A 23814-nucleotide genomic window follows, 5' to 3' on the forward strand; every position below is an offset into this window, starting at 1 on the left:
TGAGGACCAGGAAAAAACGGGGGGTGCGCTCATTCGGCGCGGCGCCGGCGCTCGAGCACGCGCAGCAGCGCCACGGCGATCAGCACCGCGATCGACAGCAGCGTGAGCAGCGTGGCGATGGCCGGGATCACGGGCGTGAGGTTCTGCTCGATGTCCTCGAACATGCGCCGCGGCAGGGTGCGCTGGCGCACGCTCGAGACGAAGAACGAGACCACGGGCTCGTCGAAGGAAATGATGAAGGCGAACAGCGCGCCGCTCAGCAGGCCCGGCACGATCAGCGGCAAGGTCACGTGGAAGAAGGCGCGCGCGCGGCTCGCGCCGCAGCTCATGGCGGCCGACTCGAGGTCGGGGTCGACGCGCGACAGCGCGGCCGAGACCGTGAACACCACGAAGGGCAGCGCCAGCACCGTGTGCGCCGCCACGAAGCCGGCCAGCGAACCGACCACGCCCAGGCGCTGGTAGAACAGGTAGCAGGCCACCGCCACCGCGATGTGCGGCGCGATCACCGGGCCGATCACCATCAGCTGCGTGGCCGAGCGGAAGCGCTCGGTGCCGCGCACGATGGCGTACGACACCATGGTGCCGATGACCACCGAGCACACCATGGTGAGCGCGGCCACCTGCAGGCTCAGCAGCGCCGCCTTCTGCCACTGCGGATCGCCGAAGAACTCCTGGTACCAGTGCAGCGTGAAGCCGCTGGGCGGGAACTCGAGGAAGTCGGCCGGGCTGAAGGACATCGGCACGATGATCAGCGTGGGCACCATGATGAACAGCACCACCAGCCAGACGTAGGCGCGCAGCGAGAAGGCGCCGAAGTCGAAGGGCGCCCGGTGGCGCACGGTGTTCTCGTTCTTGCTCATGCGCCGCCCCCGATCAGCCGGTTGAAGCTCACGGCCTTGTTGAAGACCATGGTGAGCGTGGCCACCACCACCATCAGCACGCCGATCAGCGCGGCCGCGAAGGGCCAGTCGAGCATCTCGCGCACCTGCTGCGAGACCAGCGTGGCGATCATCAGCTCCTGCGGGCTGCCGACCAGCGCCGGCGTGACGAAGAAGCCCAGCGCCGAGAGGAACACCATCAGGCAGCCGCTCCACACGCCCGCGCGGCTCATCGGCAGCAGCACCTCGAAGAAGGCGCGCCGGCGGTTGGCGCCGAGCATGGCGGCCGCGCGCATGTAGTCGTCGGGAATGTTCTTGAGCGCCGAGTAGATCGGCAGGATCAGGAAGGGCAGCAGCACGTGCGCCATCGCGAGCACCACCGCACCCTCGGTGTAGAGCAGCTTCACGGGCTCGCCCGTGAGGCCCAGCCACTGCAGCGCGTTGTTGACGATGCCGTCGCGGCGCAGCAGCACGATCCACGCGGCCGTGCGCACCAGCACGCTGGACCACAGCGGCAGCAGCACGCAGGCCGTGAGCAGAGCGGCCACGGCGCCCTTCACGCGCGTCATCATGTAGGCGATCGGAAAGCCCAGCACCAGCGCGAGCACGGTGGTCAGCAGGCTGATCCAGCCGGTGCGCAGCATCACGCGCACGTAGACCGGGTTGTCGAACACGCGCGCGTAGTTCGCGAGCGTGGGATGCGGTTCGAGCACGCTGAGCGACAGCAGGCTCAGCAGCGGATAGACGAACACCAGCAGCAGCAGCGCGAAGAAGGGCGCGAGCAGCACGGCCGAGGCCGCCACGCTGAGCTGCCGGCCGCCGAGCCACAGGCGCGAGAACGCCGAGGGCGCGGCCGCGATGGCGGGCACGGTCGCCGTGCTCATGCCGCGGCCACCTCTTCGCCATAGATGCGCAGCGCATCGGCGGGCCACAGCAGGCCCACGCGGTCGCCGGCCGCGAGCGCGACGCGGCTCGGGTCGGGCAGCCGCGCGCGCAGCTCGGTGCCGTCGGACAGCTGCGCGATGCACAGCACGGTGGAGCCGCTGTAGATCACGCCGCTCACGGTGGCGCGCAGCGCGGCCGGATCCTCGGGGCTGCCGATCACGATCTGCTCGGGGCGCAGCGCGGCCACGGCACGGCCGCCGGCGGCGACGCGGCCCACCAGCGCATCGGTGCGCACCTCGCGCGGGCTCGCGCCGCCGGGCAGTTGCACCAGCGCGCCCTGGGTGCGCAGCGGGCCGATCTCGGCCGGCATGAAGTTGGTCTCGCCGATGAAGCCCGCGACGAAGCGCGTGCGCGGCCGCTCGTACAGCGCCTTGGGCGCGTCGAGCTGCTGGATGCGGCCCTGGTTGAGGATCGCCACGCGGTCGGCCATGGTCAGCGCCTCGCCCTGGTCGTGCGTGACGAAGACCACCGTGATGCCGAGCTGCGACTGCAGCCGCTTGATCTCGAGCTGCATCTCCTCGCGCAGGTTCTTGTCGAGCGCGCTCAGCGGCTCGTCCATCAGCAGCACCTTCGGCTTGTAGACGATGGCGCGCGCCAGCGCCACGCGCTGCTGCTGGCCGCCCGAGAGCTGCGCCGGCATGCGCTTGCCGTAGCCCTCGAGCCGCACCGTGGCCAGCGCCTGCTCGGCCAGGCGATGCCGCTCGGCGCGCGCCACGCCGCGCATCTTGAGGCCGAAGGCCACGTTGTCGAGCACCGAGAGGTGCGGGAACAGCGTGTACTTCTGGAACACCATGCCGAGGTTGCGCTGGCTCGCGGGCAGGTAGGTGACGTCGCGGCCGTCGATGGCGATGCTGCCCGCATCGGGCAGCTCGAAGCCCGCGATGCTCATGAGGATCGAGGTCTTGCCCGAGCCGCTGGGCCCGAGCAGCGCGAGGAATTCGCCGGGCTGCACGCTCAGCGACACATCGTCGACCGCGCGCACCGCGCCGAAGCGCTTGGCGAGGCCGCGGATCTCGATGCCGGCACCGCCGACGCGTTCGGAGCCCGCAACGGGCGGTTGGGTTGCCGTGGATGCCATGCTGCGGATTCCTCTGGGTGCGTGCGAGAGTGCGTGAGATAGGGACGTCAGCGCCGGCCGAAGCGCGCTGCGACGGCGGCGAAGGCCGCGTCGGTGGCCTGCAGGGCCATGTCGATGTCTTGCACGGTGTGTGCCAGCGACAGGAACATGTTGTGCTTGGGATGCAGGTAGACGCCACGGCGCAGCGCCTCTACCGTGAACACGGCCCCCTTGTCGAAGCCCGGGTCTCCGTCGAACAGGATCAGCGGCAACGCGGCCGGACCCGTCTGGCGCACCGGCACGCCATGGCTCGCGGACTGCGCGGCGATGCCGTCGCGGAAACGCTGGCCCATGGCCTGCACATGGCCCACCACGTCCTGCGCATCGGCCACTTCGATCGTCGCCAGGCCCGCGGCCATCGCCACGCCGCCCGACCAGAACGAGCCCGTGGTGTAGATGCGCGTGGCCGCTTCGCGCAGCGCATCGACGCCGGTCACGGCCGCGAGCGCATAGCCGTTGGCGATCGACTTGCTCCAGGCGCTGAGGTCGGGGCGCACGCCCACGGTCTCCCAGCTGCCGCCCGCATGCACGCGAAAGCCCGCGCGCACCTCGTCGAGGATCAGCGCGGCGCCGGCCTGGTCGCAGAGTTCGCGGGCACGGCGCGCGAACTCGGGCGTGGGCAGTTCCTGGTCGATGCCCAGGTCGTGCTTGAAGGCCGCGCAGACGATGGCGGCGAGGTCCGTGCCTGCCTGAGCAACGGCAGCCTCGAGGCTCGTGATGTCGTTGTACGTGTAGTGGATCAGGTGCGCGCGGTCCTCGGGCGTGATGCCCTGCGGGATCGGCGTGCACCAGGGATCGGCGCCGTGATAGGCCTTGGTCGCGACCAGCACCTTGCGCTTGCCCGTGGCCGCGCGCGCCACCATCAGGCAGACGGTGGTGGCATCGGTGCCGTTCTTCTGGAACAGCACCCAGTCGGCATGGGCGCTGCGCGCGACGAAACGTTCGGCCAGCTCGACGAAGCGCGCCGTGGGACCGTCGAGGCAGTCGCCCAGCGCCTGCTGCTTGCGGGCCGCCTCATCGACCACCGGATGGTGATGGCCCAGCAGGTTCGGCCCCCAGCTGCACATGAAGTCGATGTATTCGTTGCCGTCGACGTCCCAGACACGGCAGCCCTGGCCGCGCTCGAAGAACTGCGGATAGCCCGCGGGCAGCGAGGCCGCATTCAGATGCCCCGTCATGCCGCCGGGCACGACCTTGGCGGCGCGTTGCCGGAGCTGGAGATCGTGCTGGTTCGGCCTGTTCTGCGAGGCGGCGGACGACATTCGGGAACCCTTCGTTGCGTTAGTTTTGAGGCATGATATATCATATTTACTGTAGCGCAATAGCTCACAAACCCGGCATCCGCCCTCGCACGAGAACGATCGGAGACACCCATGGCATTACTGTTCGGCGCCCTCGCCGATGACCTGACCGGCGGCATGGAACTGGCCGCGATGCTGGTGGCGCACGGCGTGCGCTGCGGCTTCGTGACGCGGCCCGAAGCCCTGGCCGAACTCGGCGACGAACTCGACGCGGTGGTGATCGCGCGCAAGACGCGCGTGGTGCCGGCGGCCGATGCGGTCGCGGCCTTCGAGGCCGGTGCGCGCGCGCTGCTGCAGCGCGGCGCGCGCCAGCTCTTCTTCAAGTACTGCGCCACCTTCGACTCCACCGACGACGGCAACATCGGCCCCTGCGCCGACCTGCTGCGCGAACTCACGGGCGCGAAGCTCACCGCCTTCTGCCCCTCGTTCCCCGAGGCCGGCCGCCGCGTGTTCCAGGGCCATCTGTTCGCCGACCAGATGCTGATCTCGGAGTCGCCCAAGCGCTTCGATCCGCTGACGCCGATGCTCGACCCCAACCTCGTGCGCACGCTGCAGCGGCAGACCGCGACCAAGGTCGGCCTGATCCCGCAGCAGGTGGTGCACGCGGGCCTCGAGGCGATGCGCGCGCACGTGGCCGCGCTCGAGGCCGAAGGCACCGGCTTCGCGATCGCCGACGCGGCCGAGCCCGAGGACCTGCGCGCCCTTGCCGGCCTGACCTGGGACTGGCCGCTGATGACCGGCAACTCCTCGATCGGCGCCTACTACCCCGCGCTGTGGCGCGAGCATGGCTGGCTGGCAGCGGGCGACCGCGCGCCGCGCCTGCCGGCGGTCGAGGGCCCGGGCGTGGTGCTGGCCGGCAGCTGCGCCGACCGCTCAATCGAACAGCTGCGCGCCTTCGAGCGCGAACGGCCGGTGCACTGGATCGACGTCGAACGCGCGATCGACGGCGCCGACGTGATCGGCGAAGCGCTGGACTGGGCGCTCGCGGCGCTGCCGCAGGGCCCAGTCGCGATCGCGACCTCGGCGCATGCGCCGGTGATCGAGCGCGTGCAGGCGCGCATTGGCCGGCACGAGGCCGCGGCCCTGGCCGAGGACATCCTCGGCCGGCTCGCGGTGCGGCTGCGCGACGCGGGCGTCAAGCGCTTCGTGATCTCGGGCGGTGAGACCTCGGGCTCGGTGCTCGAGCACCTGGCCATCGACCGGCTGCAGGTCGGCCCCTATGCCGGCCCCGGCATCGCGCGCGCGGTGACCCTCGGCGCCGCGCCGCTCGCGCTGTGCCTCAAGTCGGGCAAGCTGGGGCCGGTCGACATGCTGCTGCCCATGCTGCAGAGCATGCGCGACGCGGCCCGCTGAAGAACCGAACGTCCCACCTTCGCTTCACCGCGCCGACACGCGCAAGGAACCGCCCATGACCACGACCTCCACCCCCATCCCGCTGTCCGAAGACGCCCTGCGCCAGGCCCTGGCCGCGGGCTATCGCCGGCTCGCGCAGCTCGGCCTCAACAACGGCAGCGCGGGCAACATCAGCTGCCGCTTCGACGGCGGCGCGCTGATCAGCCCCACGGGTGCCGACGCCGACACCATCGACCCGCAGGCGCTGGTGTCGATCACGCTCGACGGCGAGACCCGCGGCGCCGGCATCCCCTCGAGCGAATGGGCGATGCACACCGCCATCTACCGCCGCTACCCGCAGGCCGAGGCCGTGGTCCACACGCATTCGGATGCCTGCGTCGCGCTGTCGGCGCATCGGCGGCCGATCCCGGCCTTCCACTACATGCTCGCGGGTTTCGGCGGCGACGACATTCCCTGCGCGCAATACGCCACCTTCGGCACCGATGCGCTCGCGCAATCGGCGGTCGATGCGCTCGAGAACCGCAACGCCTGCCTGCTCGCGAACCACGGGATGATCTGCCACGCGGCCACGGTCGAGAAGGCGGTGGCGAACGCCGCCAAGCTCGAGACCCTGGCGCGCCAGTACTGGATGAGCGCGCAGATCGGCGCGCCCGTGATCCTCGACGCGCAGGAGATGGAGACGGTGCGCCAGCGCTACCGCGGCTACGGCAAGTCGCGGCTGCCCACGCGCGGCTGAGTCAGCCGGCGCCGAACGCCAGCACGAAGGCCGCGGTCGCACCCTCGGGGCAGCGCAGCGCGAAGCCCTCGGGCGTCGCGCGCAGCGCCAGGGCCGCGCCGCCTTCGATGCGGTCCGCCTCGCCGCGCGCGACCTCGGCGCCATCGCACCACAGGGTCCAGGCACCGCGCGATGCCAGCCGCCCGATCTCGACCTCGACGCCGCCGCGCGCGCCCTCGCAGCGGCGCAGCGCGAAGCGCAGCACGCGCGCCTCGGTGTCGAACACCGCCTGCAGCACATCGACCGCGTCGTCCACGCGCACCAGCGCGGGCTGGCGATGGTGGTGCTCGGGCCAGGGCTGGTTGTAGAGGCGCCAGAGCCCGTCGGGCACGTTGAGGCTCGCGTAGCCCAGCAGCACGTTGCCGGTCATCGGCTCGACCAGCGTGCGATGGCCCTGTGCGTCCTCGAGCTGGTCATTGCGCGGGAAGTGGAAGCCGCCCTCGCGCCAGCTCGGCGCCATGTGGCGATCGGCATGGCGCATGAAGCCCTCGAGCGTGGCCGCGTCGCCCATCTCCGAGGCCCAGGCCGCGGCCCAGCCGAAATCGGATTCGTCGTTGACCACCTGCTGGCCCATCACCGGCGGCCGTTCGGCCGAACGCACCGAGCAGGCGCCGTCCTCGCCGCGCAGCAGCCAGCCCGCGAGCTGCGCTGGATAGTGCGCATGCACGAAGTCGCGGTTCCACATGTTCATCAACATGCCGCACCAGGCATCGACCCAGGGCGAGGGGCCGGCGTTGTCGCGCAGCGCCTGCGTGTCCTGCGCCATCATCGTGAGGTAGTGGCCGTTGGCGCCGAGCCGGCCGAAGCGCTCCCAGGCCTGCTGGTAGGCCGTCGTGACCTCGGCCGCCATCGCGCCGCCATGCACCAGGTCGTGCATGCGAAAGCCCAGGATCGCGGGCTGGTTGCAGATCTGGAACACGCAGTTGGGCTCGCAGGCCACGCCGAGGTAGCCGCTCTCGACCATCTGCCAGTAGACGTGCTGGTTGAGGCTGCGCTGGTCGTATTCGAAGCGGCGCTCCTTGCCGCCCCAGAAGAAGGACCAGTAGCTGAAGGTCAGCGCGCCGGGCTGCGCATAGCGGTCGTCGTCGAACAGGTAGTGGTGCAGCAGCGCCATCGACTGCACGTAGGCGCTGTACATGATGTTGTCGCGCCCGACCGGGTTCCAGTCCTCCTCGTAGTCGTGCGAGCGGTGCATGTTGAACACGCTGCCGCCGCGGCTCACGCGCGCCCAGTACATCCAGACCTCGGGCAGCAGCATCTTGGCGATCAGCCGCTCGAACACCGGTCGGAAGGCGCCGGGCGCCGCCGGCAGCCGGTGGCGGTGCGCGAGCGCGATCGCATAGGCCATGTAGGCGAGCTGGAAGCGGTAGCCGCCGAAGTCGTCCTGGCCGGTGCCGCGGCCCTGCATGCCCGACCAGTCGTTGACCGGCTGGCGCGAGAGGTTGGCGAAATGGCGCAAGTGGCCGGCCTGCCGGTCGCTCAGCGGCGTCGAGGCTTCGGGGCTGTTCATGGCGTGTCTCCCTGCATCAGCTCGGTCATGCGCGCCGCCACCGCGGGCGCATCGAGCGATTCGGCGAAGTGCGCTAGGTAGCGGCCGCCCGGCGCCATGAAGTAGGCCAGCGCGGTGTGCGGCACCACGTAGCCGCCGGGCGCCGCCGCGTCGGGCACGCGGCGCGCGAACACGCGAAAGCTCTTCTTCGCGGCCTCGACCTGCGCCTCGCTGCCCGTGAGGCCGACGAAGCCGCCCGGATGGCGCGCCACGCAGGCGCGCAGCACCGCGGGCGTGTCGCGCGCAGGATCGACGCTCACGTAGAGCGGCTGCACGCGCGCGGCCAGCGGGCCCAGTGCCCGCAGCGCCGCGCCGAGCTTGGCGAGCTCGCGCGGGCAGACCACCGCGCAGTGTGAGAAGCCGAAGAACACCAGCAGGTGGCGATCGCCATAGCTGCGTTGGTCGACCGGCGTGCCGAAGTGGTCGACCAGCGAGAAGGCGCCATCGATCGGCGCGGGCATCGGAGCCGGCGCGGCGGCAGCGGCGCCGCCGCAACAGCAGGGCGCGGGCGCGGCATCGGCGAAGGTGGAGAGGAAGGACATGGGCGCATTCTTATTTGAACGCGTTCATTTATAGCCCGGGTTTTCCCGCAGCGCCACCTATACTTCGGCCGTCCCATCGCCCCCCACTCCCCTCGCCGGCCCCACGCTCCATGCCCTTGCGCGACCCGAAGCACGACCTGCGCCGCCGCGCGCGCAGCCAGGAAGACAAGGCGCTGGTGCGCGAGGACTTCATCGCCGCGGGCCGGCGGCTGCTCGCGGCCGAGGGCGCGGCCGGCGTATCGCTGCGCCGCGTGGCGGCCGAGGCCGGCTATGCGCCGGGCAGCATCTACCAGTACTTCCACGACCAGCAGGACCTGTTCTTCCACATCCGCGGCCGCGACATGGACAGCGCCACCGAGCACCTGCGCCAGGCCATCGCGCGCACGCGCGATCCCGCGCGGCGCGTGCACAAGCTGTTCATGGCCACCACCGACCACTGGCTCGCGCACATGGAGGAGTTCCTCGAGATCTTCCCCGCGCCCAGCCTGCGCGAGCCGCCGCCGCTGGACAGCGAGGGCCGGCCCTTCGGCCGCTCGCGCGCGGTGGTCGACAGCCTGCAGCTCTACTACGACACGGTCGATGCCTTCTTCGCCACGCTGCCGCGCCCGCCGCTGTCCTCGCGGCTCGCGGCCGACACGCTGCTGGCCTCGGTGTTCGGCACCATCGCCTTTCCGTGCATGACGCGCACCATGGCCTGGTCGGACACGCGCGCGATGGTGTCGCAGCTGGTCGAGGCGATGCTCGCGCAGTGGGCGGCCAAGGGCGCGGCGCGCGCGCGTTGAACGGCACGGGGCGCCGAACGATCGGTGCCCAAATCCGGCGTCCTTGCGGTTGAGCCCGCGCGGCGTGCGCCGAACAATCCGGCCACCCTCCACTCGGCCCCTTCGCCCCGCACGCCATGAAGCCCGCCTCCCTTCGCGCCCTCGCCGCGCGCCTCCTCGTCGCCGCGTCGGTCATGGCGAGCTGCACGCTCACGCTCGCCGACACCACGCCGCTGCGCATCCTGGTCGGCTTCCCGGCCGGCGGCTCCACCGACCTGATCGCGCGCCAGCTCGCGGCCGGGCTGCAGACCGAGCTGGCGCGGCCGGTGGTGGTCGAGAACCGCGCGGGCGCGGGCGGCCAGATCGCGGCGCAGGCGCTCAAGGCCGCGCGGCCCGATGGCCACACGCTGTTCCTCTCGAACGGGCACACGGTGTCCATCGTGCCGGTGACGATGGCGAATCCGGGCTTCGATGTCGCGAAGGACTTCGCGCCGGTCGGCCTCGTGACTTCGAACCCCGACGTGTTCGCGGTCAATCCCGCCGTGGTCGGCACGGGCGTGACCGACATCCGCGGCTTCGCGGCCTGGGCCCAGGCTCATGCCGACCAGAACAGCGTGGGCGTGCCCGCGCCCGGCAGCGGGCCCGAGTTCGCGGTCGGCGTGCTGGGGCGCGCGCTCTCGACGCCGATGACGGCCGTGCCCTACCGCGGCGACGGCCCGCTGGTGCAGGACCTCGTGGCCGGCCAGGTGCCCGCGGGCATCGGCGGCGTGGGCGCGATCCTGCCCTACGTCGAGAGCGGCAAGCTGCGCCTGCTCGCGGTCAACGGGCCCGAGCGGATCGCGCGGCTGCCCGAGGTGCCGACCTATGCCGAGGCCGGCATCTCGGGCCTCGAGGAGATGATGTTCACGGCCGTGTTCGCACCGGCCGGCACGCCCGCCGCGCTGCTGCGCCAGTACAACGCGGCCATCGCCAAGGTGGTGAATGCGCCGGCCTTCGCGCAGAGGATCGCCAGCCTCGGCGTGACCGCGGCCACCAGCACGCCCGAGGCGCTCGGCCTGCGCGTGGAGAGCGGGCGCGCCGCCTACGGCCGGCTCGTGAAGACGCTCGACTACAAGCTGCAGTAGCGGCCACGGCGTGGCGCATGCGCGCGGGCCGCGGCGGCGATCAGGGCAGAATCCCCTGCGCCGCGCCGGTCGGCCCGCCTGTCCATGCCGCCTTCCTCGCCTTCTTCCCACGATCCCCGCGCGCGCCGCCGCCGGCGCGCGCTGCTGCTCGGCGCCGGCCTGCTCGCACTCGCGGCGCTGCTGATCGGCGCTGCCGGCCAATGGGCGGCCGCGCGCGAGGCCAGCTTCCAGGCCGACTCGATCCGCCGCGCGATGGAAGTGCACGTGCTGGGCCTGCGCGACTCGGCCGGCAAGTACAGCTACCTGCCGTTCACCGCAGGGCTGCATCCCGAGGTGCTGGCCGCGCTCGCGCACCCCGACGACGCGGCCGTGAAGCAGCGAGCCAACCTCTACATCGAGGAGGTGAACCGGCAGGCCGGTTCCGACGCGCTCTACCTGATCGACCCGCAGGGCCTCACGCTCGCGGCCAGCAACTGGGCCACGCCGCAGAGCTTCGTCGGCGAGTCCTATGCCAACCGGCCCTACTTCATCGATGCGCGCGCGGGCCGCAGCGGCCTGTTCTACGGCGTGGGCCAGACCACCGGCGAACCGGGCCTGTTCATCTCGGCGCCGGTGCGCTCGGACGCGGGCGCGGTGATCGGCGTGGTGACGGTCAAGGTCAGCCTGCGCGCGCTGCAGGAGGCCTGGACCTTCGTGCGCGACCCGATCCTGTTGACCGACGCGCGCGGCATCGTGTTCCTGAGCTCGGTGCCCGCGTGGATGTACCAGGCCACGCGCCCGCTCGACGCGGTGCAGCTCGAACGGCTGCGGCGCGACCAGCAGTACGGCGCGCGCGCCAGCTTCCCCGCGCTGCCCTGGAAGACGCAGCGCGGCGACGGCGAGCCCGGCTACCTGGTGCGCACCGCGCTCGGCGGCAAGCCGCGCAGCTTCCTCGCGATCGACGAGCCGCTGCCCGACCTGGGCTGGACCCTCACGGTGATGGTCGACCACGCCGAGGTCACGCGCGCGCGCGAACGCACCTGGATGCTGGGCCTGCTGGGTGCCGGCGTGCTGCTGCTCGGCGGCCTCTACTGGCGGCTGCGCGAGCGCCGCTTCGCCGAGCAGCGCGATGCGCGGCGCGAGCTCGAGCTGCGCGTGCGCGAGCGCACCCACGAGCTCGACGAGGCCCACGCCTTCCGCAAGGCGATGGAGGACTCGCTGCTGGTCGGCATGCGCGCGCGCGACCTCGAGGGCCGCATCACCTACGTCAACCCGGCCTTCTGCGAGATGACCGGCTATGGCGCCGACGAGCTGCTCGGCAAGCTGCCGCCCTACCCCTACTGGCATCCCGACGAGGTGCCGCGCCACTGGCACCACTACGACGCCATGATGAGCGGCCAGCCCGCGCTGTCGGGCTTCGAATCGCGGCTGCGCCATTGCGACGGCCGCGAGGTCATCACCATGGTCTACACCGCGCCGCTGATCGATGCCGACGGCGGCCACGCGGGCTGGATGAGCTCGGTGGTCGACATCACCGAGCAGAAGCGCGCCGAGCTGCGCCAGCGCCAGAACGACGAGCAGCTGCAGCATGCGCAGCGGCTCGCGAGCCTGGGCGAGATGGCCTCCACGCTGGCGCACGAGCTCAACCAGCCGCTGATGGCGCTGAGCAGCTTCGCGGGCGCGGCCAAGGCCTTCGCCGAGCAGGGCAACCAGGCGTTGCTGGCCAGCAGCCTCGACGAGACCATGGCGCAGGCGCGGCGCAGCGCCGAGATCGTGCGGCGCATCCGCGGCTTCGTGCGCCAGCGCACCGCGGGCACGGAAGACTGCGCGGTGGCCGCGCTGGCCGCCAATGCACTGGCGCTGCTGCAGGGCGAGATGCGCCAGCGCCAGTCGCGCGCCGAGGTGCGCATCCCGGCCACGCTGCCGCCGGTGCGCGGCGACCGCGTGCTGCTCGAGCAGGTGCTGCTGAACCTGCTGTCCAACAGCCTGCAGGCGATGCAGGCCACGCCGGTCGAACGGCGCGTGGTCGAGCTCGAGGCCGAGGTGGTCGAGGGCCGCATGGAGATCCGCGTGCTCGACCGCGGCACGGGCATCGACGACGCGCTCGCCGAGCAGGTGTTCGCGCCCTTCTTCACCACCAAGCCCGGCGGCCTCGGGCTCGGCCTCAACATCTGCCGCACCATCGTCGAGGCGCACCGCGGCCGGCTGGTGTTCGACCACCGTCCCGGCGGTGGCACGGTATTCACCCTCGTGCTGGAGATCCCCTCCCCATGAATGCATCCGCCAACAACCTCTGCGTGGTCGACGACGACGAGGCCGTGCGCCGCTCGCTCGGCCTGCTGCTGCTCTCGCGCGGCTATGCGGTGCAGACCTTCGCCTCGGGCGAGGACTTCCTGGCCGGCGCCGACCTGCAGCGCGCGGGCTGCGCCATCCTCGACCTGCGCATGGACGGCATGAGCGGGCTGCAGGTGTTCGACGCGCTGCGCGCGCAGGACAGCCCGCTGGTGGTGCTGTTCCTCTCGGGCCATGGCGACATCCCGATGGCGGTGGAGGCGGTGCAGAACGGCGCCTTCGGCTGGCTCGAGAAGCCCTGCAACGACGAGCAGCTGCTCGACAGCATCGCGCGCGCCCTGCAGCGCGCCGGCGAGATCGCCGCGAAGCGCCAGGCGCGGCAGGCCGCGCAGGCGCTGTGGGACAAGCTCACGCCGCGCGAGATGCAGGTGGCGCGGCTGGTGGCCGAAGGCAAGCCGAACAAGCAGATCGCGCTCGAGCTCGCGCCGCTCGAGCAGCGCACCGTGGAGACCCACCGGGCCCACGTGTTCGCCAAGCTGCGGCTGGCCAACAGCCATCAGCTCGACCGCTTCCTGCGCGAGCACGGGCTGTAGCGCCCTCAGCGTCCGCGCAGCGACTTCCCCTGCGCGGGGGCGGGCCACAGCCCGTGCGGCCGCACCAGCATGGTGGCGATCATGGCCAGCGAGATCAGCAGCGGCCGCAGGATGCCCGCATCGAGCCGGCCGTCGGTCATGGACTGCAGCGGGCCGGCCACGTAGCGCAGCACTTCCGGCAGCGCCGTGAGCAGCAGCGCGCCGAGGATCACGCCCGGGATGTGCCCGATGCCGCCGAAGACCACCATCGCGACGATCAGCACCGACTCCTGCAGGCCGAAGGCCTCGGGCGAGACGAAGCCCTGGAAGGCACCGAACATCGCGCCGGCCACGCCGCCGAAGCTCGCACCGATGCCGAAGGCCAGCAGCTTCAGGTTGCGGCAGTCGATCCCCATCGCCTGGGCCACGGCCTCGTCGTCGCGGATGGCCATCCAGGCCCGGCCGATCCGCGAATGCTGCAGCCGATGGCAGATCGTCACGGTGAGCAGAACCAGCGCCAGGAACAGGTAGTAGTAGAGGGTGACCGAGGCGATCTGCACGCCGCCCAAGTTCAGCGGCTGGCCCAGGTCCAGGCCGAAGACGCGGATCGAGTCGTTCGGCCCCATGCCCTTGGCGCCATTGGTGATGTTGATCGGGTGGCTCAGGTTCGCGATCAGCAGCCGGACGATCTCGCCGAAGCCCAGCGTCACGATGGCCAGGTAGTCGCCGCGCAGCTTCAGCGTCGGCGCGCCGAACAGCGTGCCCAGCAGCGCCGCGAGCATCGCGCTCAGCGGCACCACGATCCACCACGGCGCATGCAGGCCCAGCGGGAAGGCCGCGGCGATCCACGCGAAGTGCTCGCTCAGGTGCGGCGATGCCAGCAGCGCGAACAGGTAGGCACCGCAGGCATAGAAGGCCACGTAGCCGAGGTCGAGCAGGCCCGCGTGGCCCATCACCACGTTCGCGCCCAGCGCCAGCATCACGTACAGCAGGCAGGTGTCGGCGATGCGCACCCAGTGCGTGCCCATCGGCTGCAGCAGCAGGGGCAACAGCAGCAGCCCCACGAGCAAGGCCCGGCGGGTGCCCCGGCCCTCGGGATCGAGGCGCAGCCGGCCGATGCCGCGGCGTGCCGTCGGCGGGTCGGGGTTCTGCATGGCGACGGCTTCCTGGGTGTTCTTCACGGTTCGTGTTCCACGCGCCGAGCCTCGGCGAGGCCCGTGCAGGCCGACGTTAGACTGGCGCGAATCGCCAGGAAAGAGGCCGCATGTCCGCTCGAAACGGAATGGAACGCCGCAATCGCGCAGGGAGATCCCGATGGACAAGCTCAGCGGCCTGCTGGCCTTCGTGAAGGCGGCCGAGCTCGGCAGCTTCGTCGCCGCCGGGCGCGCGCTGGCGCTGTCGGCCTCCGCGGTCGGCAAGGGCGTGGCCCGGCTCGAGCAGCAGGTGGGCGTGCGCCTCCTGCAGCGCAGCACGCGGCGCATCCAGCTGACCGAGGAAGGCCGGCTGTTCCACGAGCGCTGCCGCCGCATCCTCGACGAGCTCGACGACGCGCAGGCCATGCTGTCGCAGGTGCAGGAAGTGCCGCGCGGCAAGCTGCGGATCAGCGCGCCGATCGTCGGCTATCACTTCCTGCTGCCGGTGCTTCCGGACTTCGTCGCGCAGTATCCCGAGGTCGAGCTCGACATCCACTTCACCGACCGCACGGTGGACTTGGTCGACGAGGGCATCGACATCGCGATCCGCAGCGGCGACCTGCCCGACTCCCGGCTGGTGTCGCGGCCGCTGAACCCGTTCCGGCTGCTCTTGTGCGCATCGCCGGCCTACCTCGCGCGGCACGGCACGCCGCGCGCGGTGCGCGAGCTCGAGCGGCATGCCACCGTGCGCTTTCGCCATCCCAACTCGGGCAAGCTGCTCGAATGGCCGATGCTGCAGGGCACCGCCGATGCCGAGATCCGGCTTCGCACCGTGCTGGCCTGCAACAACATGGAGGCGGTGCTCGGCGCCACCCTGCGCGGGCTGGGCATCGCCTGCATGCCCGACTTCCTGGCGCGCGAGCTGCTGGCCGACGGCCGGCTCGTGAGCGTGCTCGAGCCGCAGCTCAGTGCGGGCGGCCGCTTCAAGGCGCTCTGGCCCTCGAGCCGGCACCTGTCGCCCAAGGTGCGCGTCTTCGTCGACCACCTGTGCCGGCACCTGGCGGTCGACTAGGTATTTACCCTTGCGTACCGCTACGTAGCCGGGCGACGGTGGGCTACGGACGACGGCGCGCGGCCGCCGCGACAGACTCCCTGGGCACCGATTCAGGCCGCCGGGACACCTCCCGCGGCCGCGACCCGAGACAAGGACACGCCATGAACACCCTCGCCCGCACCGGCGGCGCCCCCGCCGGCGCCTCGCCGGCCGACACCACGCCCTACACCTTCGAGGAGAAGCGCAAGCGCATCTTCGCCATCTTCGCCGCCTCCTCGGGCAACCTGGTGGAGTGGTTCGACTTCTACGTCTACGCCTTCTGCGCGATCTATTTCGCGCCGGCCTTCTTCCCCAAGTCCGACCCCACGGTGCAGCTGCTCAACACCGCCGGCGTGTTCGCGGCCGGCTTCCTGATGCGCCCGATCGGCGGCTGGCTGTTCGGCCGCATCGCCGACCGCAAGGGCCGCAAGACCTCGATGGTGACCTCGGTCGTGATGATGTGCGTGGGCTCGCTGGTGATCGCCTGCCTGCCGACCTACGCGCAGATCGGCGCCGCCGCGCCCGCGCTGCTGCTGCTCGCGCGGCTGCTGCAGGGCCTGTCGGTCGGCGGCGAGTACGGCACCACCGCCACCTACATGAGCGAAGTGGCGATGCGCGGCCAGCGCGGCTTCTTCTCCTCGTTCCAGTACGTCACGCTGATCGGCGGCCAGCTGCTCGCGGTGGTGGTCGTGGTGGTGCTGCAGCAGGTGCTCGACGAGGCCGAGCTCAAGGCCTGGGGCTGGCGCATTCCCTTCGTGCTGGGCGCCGTGGCGGCCATCGTGGCGCTGCTGCTGCGCCGCACGCTGACCGAGACCGCCAGCACCAAGACCCGCGCCGCCAAGGGCGCCGGCACCATGGGCGAGCTGTTCCGCCACCACAAGCGCGCCTTCTTCGTGGTGCTGGGCTACACGGCCGGCGGCTCGCTGATCTTCTACACCTTCACCACCTACATGCAGAAGTACCTGGTGAACTCGGCCGGCATGTCGATCAAGACCGCCAGCAACGTGATGACCGCCTGCCTGTTCATCTACATGTGCATGCAGCCGCTGTTCGGTGCGCTGTCGGACCGCATCGGCCGGCGCAGCAACATGCTGCTGTTCGGCGCGCTCGGCATGCTGATGACGGTGCCGGTGCTCAGCAGCCTGCAGAACGTCGCCAGCCCGCTGATGGCCGGCGTGCTGATCACCATCGCGCTGGCGGTGGTGAGCTTCTACACCTCGATCAGCGGCATCGTGAAGGCCGAGATGTTCCCGCCCGAGGTGCGCGCGCTCGGCGTGGGCCTGTCGTACGCGGTGGGCAACGCCATCTTCGGCGGCAGCGCCGAGTACGTGGCGCTGGGCCTGAAGTCGATCGGCCACGAGTCCTACTTCTACTGGTACGTGACGGCGATGATGGGCGTGGCCTTCCTGGTCAGCCTGCTGCTGCCGCGCCAGGCCACCTACCTGCATCACGACAAGTAGGGCGCTCGCGCACCGAGAAGAGTCCCGCCGCGGGGTCCGCGCCGGGACTCTTTTTTTTGAGGCCCGATTACTCCGCGCCGAGGCTGCGCAGGTAGGCGCACAGCATGTCGGCCAGCGCCTCGGAATAGGCCTTGATCTGCGCCTCGGTGCGCGGCGTTTCCGAGAACTGCTTGCCGACCGCGCCGAAGGTGGTGGTGACCAGGTCGCCCGCCAGCGCGCGCCGCGCCTTCGACAAGCCGGGCAGCGCCTCGCGCAGGAAAGCCTGCATCGCGCGCTCGCCCGCGGCGCGCGCGGTCTGCGCCTCGGGCGCGTCGCGGTAGAACGGCGCCGCGTCGTGCAAGGCGGTGCGCATGCCGGCCTCCTCGCACTCCGAGCGCACGAAGGCATGGACCAGCCGGCGCAGGCGATCGAGCGGCGGCGTCTGCACGTCCTCGAGGATGCCGCACAGCAGCTCGGTGGTCTGGCGCCATTCGTCGCTCTGCAGCCGGAACAGGATCGAGGCCTTGTTCGGAAAGTACTGGTAGACCGAGCCCACGCTCACGCCCGCGCGCTCGGCCACGCGCGTGGTGGTGAAGCGGTGCACGCCCTCCTTGGCCAGAACCTGAAGGGCGGCTTCGAGGATCGCCGCGACGAGGTCGCTCGAACGGGCCTGCTGGGGCTGTCTTCTAGAGGAGAGCGGGGCGTTGCGGCGGGTAGGCATGGCGTGGCTTTCGGAACGCGAATGGAAAATCTGAAGCTTCCTTCATATTATCGACGCACACCGTCCGACTCTTGAAGAACACCATGAACACCCTGACCACCGCACCGCTCGCGCCCCTGCTGGAGCGCCTGTTCGCCGAGGCCGATGCCTCCTCGCCGCGCACCAGCGCCGCCGTTGCCGGCCTGTCGAGCGACGAGCTCGCGCGCCTGATGCAAAGCCGCACCGAGTACCTCGATTTCTATGCCCGCCTGAAGGACTTCCCGCTCGCCGTCTCGCGCGAGACCGGCACGCTGCTCTACATGCTCGCGCGCGGCAACGGCGCGCGCAGCATCGTCGAGTTCGGCACCTCCTTCGGCATCTCCACCCTGCACCTGGCCGCGGCCCTGCGCGACAACGGCGGCGGCCGGCTGCTGAGCACCGAGTTCGAAGCCTCGAAGGTGGCGCGCGCCCGCGAGAACCTCGCGGCCGGCGGCCTCGCCGACCTGGTCGAGGTCCGCGAAGGCGATGCGCTGCGCACGCTGGCCAGCGACCTGCCCGACAGCATCGACCTGCTGCTGCTCGACGGCGCCAAGGCGCTCTATCCCGAGGTGCTGGCACTGGTCGAGGCGCGCCTGCGTCCCGGCGCGCTCGTGATCGCCGACAACGCCGACCACAGCCCCGAGTACCTCGCACGCGTGCGCTCGAGCGCGGCCGGCTACCTGTCGGTGCCCTTCGCGTCCGACGTCGAGCTCTCGATGCGGCTCGGCTGAGCCTTCCTTTTTTCCCCGCCAGTCCCGCTGGCCGTAAGCGTCTGACGTCAAGCAACGCACCCCCGCGATCCTCGCGGCCGGGGTGCGTTTTCCTTTTCGCACCGGCCGTCCGAGGAACCACCTGGACCACCCCCATGACCTCCACTTCCGCCCCGGCGATTCCCGCGCCGTCCCGCTCCGCGCAGAGCCGCCTGCTGCTGCTCGCCGCGGTGCTCTTCATCTCCTACCTCTGCGTCGGCCTCTCGCTGCCCGTGGTGCCGGTCCACGTGACGACGCGGCTGGGCCTCGGCAACTTCTGGGCCGGCCTCGCGGTCGGCATCGCCTTCCTCGCCACCGTGCTCACGCGCGCGACCGCGGGCAGCCTGTCGGACCGCCAGGGTCCCAAGCGCGCCGTGGTGCGCGGGCTGGCCTTCTATGTCGCGGGCGCGCTGGTCGCGTGGCTCGCGGGCCTGTGGATTCCCACGCCGTGGATCGGCTTCGGCCTGCTGGTCGCGGGCCGCCTGCTGCTGGGCCTCGGCGAGAGCCTGGTGGCCGTCGGCGTGATCGGCTGGGGCATCGGCCTCGTCGGTCCCGCGCGCTCGGGCCAGGTGCTCGCGCTCGTCGGTGCCGCGATCTACGGCGCGCTCGCGGTCGGTGGTCCGGTCGGCCTCGCGCTGCTCGAACGCTTCGGCTTCGCCGGTGCGATGGCCACGAGCGCGCTGCTGCCCTGCATCGGGCTGCTGGCGGTGTGGCGGCTCGAGGGCGTGGCGGTGCAGCCGGGCGCGGGCCGGCCCTCGCTGCGCAGCGTGCTCGGCATCATCTGGCCGCATGGGCTGATCGTGTGCCTGCAGGGCATCGGCTTCGCGGCCATCGGCGCCTTCTTCGTGCTGCACTTCCGCGGCCAGCACTGGTCGCATGCGGGCCTCGGTCTCACGGCCTTCGGCAGCGGCTTCGTGCTGGTGCGCATCTTGTTCGGCCACCTGCCCGACCGCATCGGCGGGCTGCCGGTGGCGATCGTGTCGCTGGCGGTCGAGGCCTTCGGCCAGGCGCTGATCTGGCAGGCGCCGAGCCCCGTCGCCGCGCTCGCGGGTGCCTTCCTCACCGGCCTCGGCTGCTCGATGATCTTTCCGGCCATGGGCCGCGAGGTCGTGCGGCTGGTGGCACCGCAACTGCGCGGCACCGCGCTCGGCGGCTTCTCGGCCTTCCAGGACCTGGCCTACGGGCTCACCGGCCCCGTGGCCGGGCTGCTCGCGGACCGCGCGGGCTATGGCGGCGTGTTCCTCATCGGCGCGGGCGCGGCGCTCGCCGGCCTGCTGATCGCACTGCGGCTGCGCAGCGTCGCGCGTGCATGAGAAAGCCCCACTCTCCCTTCGCACCGCAGGCCCTCTCTCGCGTTCGAATACACTCCACGCCGCTTGCAGCCTGCATCCGAGGCTGCGCCGTCATAGGCAACATGACGAATCAAACCTATCAGGAACTCAGTTGAACCGCATCGAACTCGTTGAGAAAATCGCCACCACCCACAACGTCAGCAAGGCAGAAGCCGCGCGCATCGTGGAAACGGTCACCAGCTCCATCGTCGCCGCCGTGAAGAAGGGCGACCCCGTCCAGATCGTCGGCTTCGGCACCTTCAAGCAAGTTGCTCGCGCAGCCCGCACCGGTTTCAACCCGAGCGTCGGCACCAAGATCAAGATCGCCGCCCAGAAGGTGCCGAAGTTCGTGCCGGGCGCCGCCTTCAAGGCCGCCGTGGACCCGAAGGCCGCCAAGCGCAAGGCCGACGCCAAGCCCGCCGCCAAGTCGGCTGCGAAGCCCGCTGCCAAGCCGGTCGCGAAGAAGGCTGCTGCCGCCCCTGCCAAGAAGGCCGTGGCCGCGAAGAAGAAGTGATGCACCGCGGCCTCTCGCAGGCCGCATGCACGCGATGAAGACGGCCCCGCGGGGCCGTTTTCTTTTGGGGCGGCCGACTCAGGCGCGCTTCCTCGGCCGCCGCACCGCCTGCGCGCCCGTGCTGAATTCGGCCGCCGCCTCCACCACCCACTCGCTGAACAGCTGCACCGCCTGCGAATCGCGCTTGTGCTCGGGGTACACGAGGCAATAACGCTTCTCGTGCTTGAGGCTGATGTCGAAGGGCACGGCCAGCGTGCCGCGCGCCACGTCCTCCTGCACGTAGAAGCGCGGCACCAGCCCCACGCCCAGGCCCGCGCGCGCGGCATCGATCACCATCGCATAGAGCTCAAAGCGCATCGCCGGCGGCGGCACCGGCTGCGTCGAGCCCGCGGCCTCGAACCAGCGCTGCCAGGCCTCGGGCCGCACGCGCTTGTGCAGCAGCGGCAGCGCGATCAGGCCGGCGGGCTTCTTCAGTTTCGAGAGGTCGAAGTGGGCCGGGCTCAGCACCGGCACCACCTCCTCCTCGAACAGGTGCACCTTCTCGACCGCGTCCCACACCGGGTCGTCGAAGTGCAGCGCGGCATCGAGGTTGGTGCCGCGGAACGCGAAGGGTTCGGCGCGCTCCGACAGGTTGACGGTGATGCCCGGGTTCTTGCGCAGGAAGTCGTGCAGCCGCGGCAGCAGCCAGCGGCTCGCGAAGGTCGGGATCACGGCGAGCTCGAGCACGCCGCCCGCGCCCTTGTGCTGCATCAGCGACTTGGTGTGCAGCTCGATCTCGTCGAGGTTGCCGCGGATGTTGCGCGCATAGAGCCGGCCCGCGTCGGTCAGCACCACCTGCTTCTTGCCGCGGCTGAACAGCTTCACGCCGAGGAAGCCCTCGAGCACGGCGATCTGCCGGCTCACCGCGCTCTCGGTCAGGTACATCTCGGCCGCGGCGCGCGCGAAGCTCTCGTGGCGCGCGGCCGACTCGAACAGCGACAAGGCGACGGTGCTGGGGATTTTTCGCTTCATGACGGATCGCGGCCCTTGGATCGAGGCGCCATTCTTGACCAGGACCAGCCGCGGTGGCACCTATTCCTCCACCTGGATGCGCGCGGCGCGCACCACCGTGCCCCAGCGCGCGTTCTCGCTCTTCACGAAGGCGCCGAAGTCGCGCGGCGCGATGTTCGAGGGCGTGTAGCCGATGTCGGTCATGCGCGCGCGTGCCGCCGGATCGCGCACCACCTTCTCGACCTGCGCCTGCAGCGCCTCGACCACGGCAGCGGGCGTGCCGGGCGGCGCGAGGATGCCGAACCAGGTGTCGGCATCGACCGCGTAGCCGAGCTCCTTGAGCGTCGGCACGTCGGGCAGACCCGCGAAGCGCTCGGGCGAGCCGAGCGCGAACAGCTTGAGCTTGCTGCGGCTCGCGACCGCCAGCGGCGTGGGCACGAAGCCGTACTCGACGTCGCCGGCCATCACGGCCGACATCACGGGCGCGGCGCCCGCATAGGGCACGGGCAGCGCCTTCGTGCCCTCGGCGCGCGAGCGCAGCAGCTCCATGCCCATCTGCGCCATGCTGCCCGGGCCCCAATGCGCATAGGTGACCTCCCTGGCGCGCGCGCGGGCCACGAAGTCGGCCACGTCCTTGGTCTCGCTCGCGGGCCGCGCGGCCATCACGAAGCCCATCTTCGCGACCAGTGCCACCGGCTGGAAGCCGTCGGGGTCGTAGCGCACGGCCTTCTTGTAGATGTGCGGCGAGACCGAGATGAAGTCGGCCGCCGCGAACAGCAGCGTGGTGCCGTTGGCCGGTGCGGCATAGACGTAGTTGGCGCCCAGGATGCCGTTGACCCCGGGCCGGTTCTCGACGATCAGCGGCTGGCCCAGCGTGCTGCGGATCTGCGTGGCGACCAGCCGCGCGAGCACGTCGGTGCCGCCGCCGGGCGCATAGGGCACGACCAGGCGTATCGGCCCGGGCGGTGCCCAGTCGGCGCGGGCCGCGAAGCCGCCGAGCGCCGCGCAGGCGATGGCCAGGGCCGCGAGGCGGCGCGTCGTGATGAATGGCATGTCTGTCTCCTTGGTGGTGTGTGGACGTGCCGCACCGCACCGCGCGTGCGGCGATGGCGAAGCAGCCGGAAAGAAAGCGGGGGCAGCGCGGCGCGCTAGCGCGGTGCCGCCTGGCGCGCGGCATGCGCGCCCGCGATGCGACCGAACACGGCGCCGCGCAGCACCGAGGTCGCGCCCGTGTAGACCTGGTGGTAGAGGCCCGCGGCCTCGCCGGCCGCATAGAGGCCGGGGATGGTGCGGCCGTCGTTGTCGACCACCTGCGCATCGCGGTTGGTCTTCACGCCGCCGAAGGTGAAGCAGATGCCCGACATCACCGGGTAGGCGCAGAAGGGGCCGCGCGCCAGCGGCAGCGCCCAGTTCGACTTGGGCGGCGCGATGCCCGCGGTGGCGACGCCATCCACCGCGAGCGGCGAGAAGCGCGCATCGGCATCCCCCGCGCAGGCCGCGTTGAAGGCCGCCACCGTGGCCAGCAGGCCGGCCGGGTCGATGCCGCAGGCGCGCGCGAGCGCTTCCAGCGACTCGGCCTCGATCGGCGGCTGGTCGGTGCGGATGCCCTTCTTCCAGTTAGGCACCTCGTGGATGCGCTGGTCGTAGACCATGAAGGCGATGCCGTCGGGCTGGTCCTTGATGGCGCGCGCGATCGGGTCGTAGTGCACGTCGACCGGCCCCGGCGCCTCGTCGACGAAGCGCCGGCCCTCCTTGTTGACCAGCAGGCCGTACGAGAAGCTCATCACCAGCGGCTCGACCTGGGCCGAGCGCGGGTCCATCGGCTCGGCATGGTAGGAGCCGAAGTCGCCGGCCGGCGCGCCACCGGCATCGAGCGCCATGCGGATGCCCTCGCCGCGGTTGTAGTAGCCGCCGCGCGCCACCGGCCGCAGGTAGCGCGCCTGCGGGCCGATGTAGCGCGTCAGCATCTCGGGGTTGCCCTCGAAGCCGCCCGTGCCCAGCACCACGCCGCGCGCCACGATGCGCCGCACGCTGCCGTCGGGCCCGACGGTGTCGACCGCCAGCTCGCCGCGCGCATCGGCGCGCCGCAATTGCTGTGCGGTGCTGCGGTAGCGAATCGCCACGCCCAGGCGCAGCGCTTCGTCGCGCAGCGCCTCGATCAGCGCGAGGCCGCCGCCTACCGGCATCAGCCGCGGCGCGGCCGCGGTCACGAAGTAGGTCGGCAGCGCCGCGAAGCGAACGCCGAAGCCCTGGAGCCACCGCACCGTGGCGCCGGCCTCGCCGGCCAGCGTGGCGACCAGCTCGGGGTCGGGCATGCCGTGCGCCTTGACGTGCGGCGGCCAGTCCTCGTAGGGCGCGGCCGCGTGCTGCACGATCTCGGGGTCGATGTGGTGGCCGGCGTTGGCCACCAGCAGTTCCTCGAAATCGTCGCTGACCTCGGTCTCGCTCTTCATGCGGAAGTAGGACTCGGTCCAGCGCGTGTTGCCGCCGAACTCCTCGGGCGTGGACCGCTCGAGCACCGTCACGGTCGCGCCCGCGGCGGCCGCGGCCACCGCCGCGCTCAGGCCCGAGATGCCGCAGCCGACGACGAGCACGTCGCAGCGATCGATGGGCAGGGATGCTTCGTTCATGTCTCTAC

Annotated in this window: 22 protein-coding genes; 11 read left to right on the plus strand and 11 right to left on the minus strand. The window is 71.3% G+C overall.

From position 1 onward, the window contains the following. Positions 1–29 precede the first annotated feature (29 nt). Genes BM109_RS05240 through BM109_RS05255 form a run of 4 tightly spaced genes read right to left on the minus strand, consistent with a single transcriptional unit; the run spans position 30 to position 4202 of the window. Positions 30–860 carry an ABC transporter permease gene (locus BM109_RS05240; RefSeq protein ID WP_093341088.1) on the minus strand — a complete coding sequence of 277 codons (831 nt, stop codon included), beginning with the start codon at positions 858–860 and terminating at the stop codon, positions 30–32. Further along, a complete protein-coding gene (locus tag BM109_RS05245; protein WP_093341089.1) occupies positions 857–1762 on the minus strand; it encodes an ABC transporter permease in 906 nt (301 codons plus the stop codon). Before BM109_RS05245 ends, BM109_RS05240 begins: the two co-directional genes overlap by 4 nt. Continuing rightward, on the minus strand, positions 1759–2901 hold the full coding sequence (locus tag BM109_RS05250) for an ABC transporter ATP-binding protein (RefSeq protein ID WP_057591381.1): 1143 nt from the start codon (positions 2899–2901) through the stop codon (positions 1759–1761). Before BM109_RS05250 ends, BM109_RS05245 begins: the two co-directional genes overlap by 4 nt. A gap of 47 nt (positions 2902–2948) precedes the next feature. Continuing rightward, positions 2949–4202 carry an aminotransferase class III-fold pyridoxal phosphate-dependent enzyme gene (locus BM109_RS05255; protein WP_093341091.1) on the minus strand — a complete coding sequence of 418 codons (1254 nt, stop codon included), beginning with the start codon at positions 4200–4202 and terminating at the stop codon, positions 2949–2951. A 111-nt stretch (positions 4203–4313) separates the two neighbouring features. On the opposite strand from BM109_RS05255, the gene otnK reads away from it, so the two are divergent. Both otnK and BM109_RS05265 read left to right on the plus strand, forming a co-directional pair. Then, entirely contained in the window at positions 4314–5594 is a 1281-nt protein-coding gene (gene otnK / locus BM109_RS05260; RefSeq protein WP_093341092.1) for a 3-oxo-tetronate kinase, read from the plus strand. A 55-nt stretch (positions 5595–5649) separates the two neighbouring features. Then, entirely contained in the window at positions 5650–6330 is a 681-nt protein-coding gene (locus tag BM109_RS05265; RefSeq protein WP_093341094.1) for a class II aldolase/adducin family protein, read from the plus strand. Position 6331: 1 nt separating this feature from the next. Here BM109_RS05265 and BM109_RS05270 read toward each other — a convergent pair whose 3' ends face one another. Then, positions 6332–7879, minus strand: a complete 1548-nt coding sequence (locus BM109_RS05270) for a linalool dehydratase/isomerase domain-containing protein (protein ID WP_177239246.1) — start codon at positions 7877–7879, stop codon at positions 6332–6334. Continuing rightward, the gene (locus BM109_RS05275; RefSeq protein ID WP_218159350.1) at positions 7876–8460 is read right to left on the minus strand and encodes an SCO family protein; all 585 of its coding nucleotides are present in this window, start codon (positions 8458–8460) and stop codon (positions 7876–7878) included. The genes BM109_RS05270 and BM109_RS05275 overlap by 4 nt, the downstream gene beginning before the upstream one ends. Before the next feature lie 110 nt (positions 8461–8570). Here BM109_RS05275 and BM109_RS05280 point away from each other — a divergent pair, with 110 nt between their 5' ends. From BM109_RS05280 to BM109_RS05295, 4 genes are all read left to right on the plus strand, one after another. After that, positions 8571–9242: a TetR/AcrR family transcriptional regulator gene (locus BM109_RS05280; RefSeq protein WP_093341095.1), complete on the plus strand. Its 672-nt coding sequence runs from the start codon at positions 8571–8573 to the stop codon at positions 9240–9242. A gap of 116 nt (positions 9243–9358) precedes the next feature. Beyond that, on the plus strand, positions 9359–10345 hold the full coding sequence (locus BM109_RS05285) for a tripartite tricarboxylate transporter substrate-binding protein (protein ID WP_093341097.1): 987 nt from the start codon (positions 9359–9361) through the stop codon (positions 10343–10345). Positions 10346–10429: 84 nt separating this feature from the next. After that, the gene (locus BM109_RS05290; protein ID WP_093341098.1) at positions 10430–12598 is read left to right on the plus strand and encodes a sensor histidine kinase; all 2169 of its coding nucleotides are present in this window, start codon (positions 10430–10432) and stop codon (positions 12596–12598) included. Next, positions 12595–13209, plus strand: coding sequence for a response regulator transcription factor (locus BM109_RS05295; RefSeq protein ID WP_093341100.1), 615 nt, complete (start codon positions 12595–12597; stop codon positions 13207–13209). The genes BM109_RS05290 and BM109_RS05295 overlap by 4 nt, the downstream gene beginning before the upstream one ends. Before the next feature lie 5 nt (positions 13210–13214). On the opposite strand, the gene BM109_RS05300 is transcribed toward BM109_RS05295, so the two are convergent. Then, positions 13215–14369, minus strand: a complete 1155-nt coding sequence (locus BM109_RS05300; protein WP_256222358.1) for a branched-chain amino acid ABC transporter permease — start codon at positions 14367–14369, stop codon at positions 13215–13217. Positions 14370–14502: 133 nt separating this feature from the next. Between BM109_RS05300 and BM109_RS05305 the strand changes: the two genes are divergently transcribed. Both BM109_RS05305 and BM109_RS05310 read left to right on the plus strand, forming a co-directional pair. Continuing rightward, positions 14503–15393 (plus strand): LysR family transcriptional regulator, encoded by an 891-nt coding sequence (locus tag BM109_RS05305; protein ID WP_093341101.1) that lies wholly within the window; start codon positions 14503–14505, stop codon positions 15391–15393. 143 nt (positions 15394–15536) lie between these two features. Further along, the gene (locus BM109_RS05310; RefSeq protein WP_093341103.1) at positions 15537–16874 is read left to right on the plus strand and encodes an MFS family transporter; all 1338 of its coding nucleotides are present in this window, start codon (positions 15537–15539) and stop codon (positions 16872–16874) included. A gap of 67 nt (positions 16875–16941) precedes the next feature. Here BM109_RS05310 and BM109_RS05315 read toward each other — a convergent pair whose 3' ends face one another. Then, positions 16942–17574, minus strand: a complete 633-nt coding sequence (locus tag BM109_RS05315) for a TetR/AcrR family transcriptional regulator (RefSeq protein ID WP_093341104.1) — start codon at positions 17572–17574, stop codon at positions 16942–16944. Between the two features lie 83 nt (positions 17575–17657). Here BM109_RS05315 and BM109_RS05320 point away from each other — a divergent pair, with 83 nt between their 5' ends. The 3 genes from BM109_RS05320 to BM109_RS05330 all read left to right on the plus strand — a co-directional run bounded on the left by BM109_RS05320 (position 17658) and on the right by BM109_RS05330 (position 20186). Continuing rightward, positions 17658–18323, plus strand: coding sequence for an O-methyltransferase (locus BM109_RS05320; RefSeq protein WP_093341280.1), 666 nt, complete (start codon positions 17658–17660; stop codon positions 18321–18323). A 134-nt stretch (positions 18324–18457) separates the two neighbouring features. Further along, positions 18458–19654: an arabinose transporter gene (locus BM109_RS05325; protein ID WP_093341105.1), complete on the plus strand. Its 1197-nt coding sequence runs from the start codon at positions 18458–18460 to the stop codon at positions 19652–19654. A gap of 130 nt (positions 19655–19784) precedes the next feature. Beyond that, positions 19785–20186 carry an HU family DNA-binding protein gene (locus tag BM109_RS05330; RefSeq protein ID WP_093341107.1) on the plus strand — a complete coding sequence of 134 codons (402 nt, stop codon included), beginning with the start codon at positions 19785–19787 and terminating at the stop codon, positions 20184–20186. Positions 20187–20264: 78 nt separating this feature from the next. On the opposite strand, the gene BM109_RS05335 is transcribed toward BM109_RS05330, so the two are convergent. From BM109_RS05335 to BM109_RS05345, 3 genes are all read right to left on the minus strand, one after another. Further along, the gene (locus BM109_RS05335; RefSeq protein WP_093341108.1) at positions 20265–21197 is read right to left on the minus strand and encodes a LysR family transcriptional regulator; all 933 of its coding nucleotides are present in this window, start codon (positions 21195–21197) and stop codon (positions 20265–20267) included. A 60-nt stretch (positions 21198–21257) separates the two neighbouring features. Beyond that, positions 21258–22229, minus strand: a complete 972-nt coding sequence (locus tag BM109_RS05340) for a Bug family tripartite tricarboxylate transporter substrate binding protein (RefSeq protein ID WP_093341110.1) — start codon at positions 22227–22229, stop codon at positions 21258–21260. Positions 22230–22324: 95 nt separating this feature from the next. Next, positions 22325–23806: an FAD-dependent oxidoreductase gene (locus BM109_RS05345; protein WP_093341111.1), complete on the minus strand. Its 1482-nt coding sequence runs from the start codon at positions 23804–23806 to the stop codon at positions 22325–22327. Between the last annotated feature and the right edge of the window lie 8 nt (positions 23807–23814).

Source organism: Variovorax sp. PDC80, assembly GCF_900115375.1.
Taxonomy (GTDB): domain Bacteria; phylum Pseudomonadota; class Gammaproteobacteria; order Burkholderiales; family Burkholderiaceae_C; genus Variovorax.